Origin of the sequence: Bathymodiolus platifrons methanotrophic gill symbiont (assembly GCF_002189065.1) — a bacterium.
Classification (GTDB): domain Bacteria; phylum Pseudomonadota; class Gammaproteobacteria; order Methylococcales; family Methylomonadaceae; genus Methyloprofundus.
Window position 1 is genome coordinate 1 of record NZ_BDMN01000193.1, and the last position, 3,630, is coordinate 3,630.

The 3,630-nt window shown below is 40.3% G+C and carries 3 protein-coding genes; 1 reads left to right on the forward strand and 2 read right to left on the reverse strand.

The window, feature by feature from the left end; genetic code table 11:
- Together CDZ78_RS11535 and CDZ78_RS11540 are read right to left on the reverse strand one after the other, a co-directional pair.
- The coding region (locus CDZ78_RS11535) for a transposase (RefSeq protein ID WP_140414013.1) at window positions 1-472 on the reverse strand (472 nt) is incomplete at its 3' end.
- 1 nt (window position 473) lies between these two features.
- Complete coding sequence (locus CDZ78_RS11540) at window positions 474-2,969, reverse strand: AAA family ATPase (protein ID WP_087870149.1); 2,496 nt, start codon at window positions 2,967-2,969, stop codon at window positions 474-476.
- A gap of 359 nt (window positions 2,970-3,328) precedes the next feature.
- Between CDZ78_RS11540 and CDZ78_RS11545 the strand changes: the two genes are divergently transcribed.
- Window positions 3,329-3,478 (forward strand): hypothetical protein, encoded by a 150-nt coding sequence (locus CDZ78_RS11545; protein WP_373862480.1) that lies wholly within the window; start codon window positions 3,329-3,331, stop codon window positions 3,476-3,478.
- The last annotated feature ends 152 nt before the right edge of the window (window positions 3,479-3,630 follow it).

Sequence of the window (3,630 nt, forward strand, 5' to 3'; positions counted from 1 at the left end):
TAGGGATGTCTTTAAAAATGTGATTAATCTGAGTTTTGATCTCTTCTTTCTTTTTATTCTCTCTTTTTTTGTAATAGAGATTGCTTCTATTTAATCCTAATAATGCACACTGCTGTGTTAGAGGTAGAGTGTTAAGCTTGGGCTCAATCAACTGTTTTCTATCAGATGAGTCCAAGCTTTTTAGCTTTTTTTCGAGCCACTCCTTTTCAACCGTCATTTTTCCTACGATTTTTGTGAGCATCTCATTTTGTTCTTGAGCTGCTAATAGATCCTCTTTGTAATCTTTAACGGCTTTGGAGGGCTCCATTGCTATTTCTGCATTGTCTAAGAATATTTTTTTCCAGTTTTGTAGGTTCTTAGGTGTGATGTTATTTGCACTGGCAATTTCTTGCAGTGTTTTTTCATTCTTTAAAACTTCTAATACCAACTTGCTTTTAAATTCAGCACTGTAGACCGTTCTTTTTCTGCTCATTTTAATACTCCAATTTTTTACAAATAGTAACTAATTTGGAATAAGATTGCTTTGATTTCTTGTCTGGATTTGCTGGGGGATTATAATCAGAGATCGTCTCAATCTGCTGAGTTTGCACACCAAGCCTGAAACGCTCAACAACACCACACAATAATACCTCTTCAATACCTCGCTCCCAGGTTTCTCTTAGCTGTCCATAGATACCCACAGCCTCTTTTTCATACGAGGCTTGGTGGCCTTCTCTGAACAGTTTGACCGTTCCTTGCAAGCTATTTTTTAATACACTAATCCTTTTGCTTACCTTCATCGCTATCCACGGCACTTCCTGTTCACAGATACCAGCGCCTATAGGATCGATTTGCTTAATATGTTGATCCATCATATTCACACTCTGCTGCTTTGCGTATTGTTTCAATTGAAGCAAAAACACTACATCATGTGTGAACACCATCACTTGTCTGTGTTTTGCTTCCTCAACAAGCCTCTGGGCAACACTGTCTCGCCATTTATAGTCCAATGAGGAGACTGGATCATCGAACAAAATAGCTGAAGGGTCATCGGCGGTACTTAATTCCGCAAAAAAAGCGGCAATTGATAAACATCGCTGTTCACCCTCGCTGACAACTCTCGGAAGCACCACTCCTGGCGCTTTGGTTAATACCAACTTGTGATATAAATTCCCTAAACTACCTCCTGATTCCGTCAACTCAACATCAACGTGTTTGAACTTGAGTTTTTTCAGCTCGTGTTGGAAGCTCTTCTTAAGTTTCTCCGTAACAACGACTTTCGTGATAGCAGTACTCTTTGCTGTGATGCCCTGTGTTCTTGTATCGTTAATACAGAGTCCATAAGCTGCAATTTTCTTTTTCCGGTCGATTTCACCTAAAATCTGTTTCTCGGATTTTCCAAGGATTTTCCTAGCATTTAGCTCTTGCAACTCTTTTTCTATCTTGACTACTTCTTCAGCACCACTTTGTTTTTGTAGAGCGTCAACTCGCTCACTCAATTGGGAAATAAGCCCATTAACCTTACTTACAATAGATACATTTTCAGGAAGATCGCTTGGCAAACCCTTCTTTACCTTCAGGCCATCAATTACCGCTTTACATCGATCTTTCGAGGCCTTGATAGCTATTATTAATTCCTCGGCGAGTTCAGCTGCTTCAATTCGCACATCCTCAACACCTTTATCAACAGCATCATTCTTAATATTAAGTTCATCTAACTCTTTGTAGTGTCTCGCATACAGATTTCGGGCATCTCGGAATTCCTTTTCCACCACTGAAATGACAAATAGTTCAAACTGTTTTAAACGCTCAGAAGCTTCTTCTTTGATATCTTGCTGACATAAAAGACACTGTGCACCATCATCCGTTACAGGAAATAGTTTATCGGGATATGCTCCACTCTCTGAAAATATTCTCGCAGCTTCCCACATTTCCACCCAATTATTGCTACCAGTTTCACTAAGCATTCCGTCTGGAAATGTCTCAGAACGCAACTTTTTTGAGGTTTCACTTTTTTTCTGAACATCTTCTTGTTCTTTAAATACGGTCTGAACAGCTTCATTTGTCAGAGAGTATTCAACCATTTTTAATTGTTCGGCCAATGAGCCTAATCTTCCTGCTCTCAACTTTAACTCTTGAGCTGCTTTAGCAGGGTCTTTTGCACGCATATCTAATAATTGCTTTTCAAGTAACTTACTTCGTTCGATCTCTTCTTCAGATAAAGTCCCGAGCTCCACTACCTTTTCTGGTTTAGTCAATGACGATATGCTTGCAATAAACTTTGCGGCAACAGTACCCTCGGGCAGATCAAGATGTAGTCCTCCAGTACCTAAAGCACGTTTCTCGTGTTCAAGTCGGTCTTGAATAGACTTACTGGTCTGAGCCAATTTATCAAATAAGTCCAATCCAAATGGCCTGAAGGCAACATCAGTTTTTTCAGTCAAATACACAGTAGCGGAGTGACTGTCAAAAACACTCACGCGGGATATCGGCTCAGCACTACCTTCTCCAGCCCAAACATGTTCAACACCATTGTCTCCAACTGAGTATTTAATCTCTACTGATGTTGCTACCGGAGCCGAATCTGAGGCCACGTTGCCAAGAATATATTCTGTCCCACGTGTTCGGCAGGCACTCTTAAAAATTCTCGTATAACCAGATTTTCCTGCAGCGTTATCCCCATATACAACTGTAAGTCCCAAACCAAAATTAACAGTTTGGTTTTCAGCAAGGGCATTAACGCCGCAATGATGATAAATTGATTGAACATTCACGTAGCCTGCATCAGTATCAATTGTTGGAAGCTTATCTTCAGTTAAAAGATTGAGTTCCTTTGCCTCTGCCAAGCCGTGCTTACTCTTGCAGATTTCGATTAACTCTACGATATCTTCATCCGTTAATTCACCATTAGCGGCAAGACGACTTAACGCATCTCGTTGCCATTCAGGCCGTGTCTCTGACCAACTTAAAATTTCTCTTAATACATCCATATTTCTTACCTGAATCGTTTAGGTATCAACCCATCCTGCCTTTTGGATGTCCGCTTTGGGCATATAATCCAGACATTCAATGTTGCACCACTATATATCTTTAGTATCTCCAAGATATCGATAAATACTCGCTTTGGATAAGCTATATTCTTTCATCAAATCTTTGATAAGAACCCCCTGCCCTCTTTTTTGTCATTATAAAACATCCCGAATTCATATAATAAATGCAACACCTCTTAAAAAGGTTAGATGGTATAGTTTCCGTCGACTAAAACCTGAAACTAAAAGAGGTACTCAAAGCATGGAGTCAAAATTTAGGGCATGAACAGGTTTTAACAACTCTGTATAGCTATGGAGAGGTGCAACAATCTAAGCAAGGGGAGATTATCCAGCAATTAAGCACTCCGCGCGTTGAATCTGTTACTCAAAGTGCTGCTGATAAGATTATCCAAGCTGTTATGGGACGGCTGGATGCACAACAAGGGGGAAACTCCGCGCCTCCCGTATAAGCGTCAGTTTACAGTAAGATATAATGCCTGTTTGATAGCGTCAGCATCAAGTCCTTGTCCACTCAAGGCGGTGCTGGCTAATGGTTTTTTTATAAAGCGTGGTAGTTAATTCCCGATTCAGAATCAAAAGGGCGCGGTTAGGAAAAACAAAC

What these genes read in the sequence shown, in the direction of transcription:
- CDZ78_RS11540 (WP_087870149.1), bottom strand. Translation starts at nt 2,969, where the DNA reads ATGGATGTATTAAGAGAAATTTTAAGTTGGTCAGAGACACGGCCTGAA.